Genomic DNA, 255 nt, shown 5'->3' with positions numbered 1-255 from the left:
GAAGCGCATACGGTGGATGCCTTGGCAGTCAGAGGCGATGAAAGACGTGGTAGCCTGCGAAAAGCTTCGGGGAGTCGGCAAACAGACTTTGATCCGGAGATGTCTGAATGGGGGAACCCAGCCATCATAAGATGGTTATCTTGTACTGAATACATAGGTGCAAGAGGCGAACCAGGGGAACTGAAACATCTAAGTACCCTGAGGAAAAGAAATCAACCGAGATTCCCTTAGTAGTGGCGAGCGAACGGGGACTAG

The 255-nt window shown here is 51.0% G+C and carries 1 rRNA gene; it reads left to right on the top strand.

Features of this window, described 5'->3' with window-relative positions:
* Position 1: 1 nt before the first annotated feature.
* Positions 2-255: ribosomal RNA gene (locus tag QMX91_RS31510) — 23S ribosomal RNA — on the top strand; the annotation flags it as partial.

It is taken from the genome of Pseudomonas sp. PS01299, assembly GCF_029960145.1.
In the GTDB taxonomy this organism is placed as follows: Bacteria; Pseudomonadota; Gammaproteobacteria; order Pseudomonadales; family Pseudomonadaceae; genus Aquipseudomonas; species Aquipseudomonas putida_A.
Note: the sequence above shows the minus strand (reverse complement) of the source record. Positions and strands in the feature narration are given on the sequence as shown.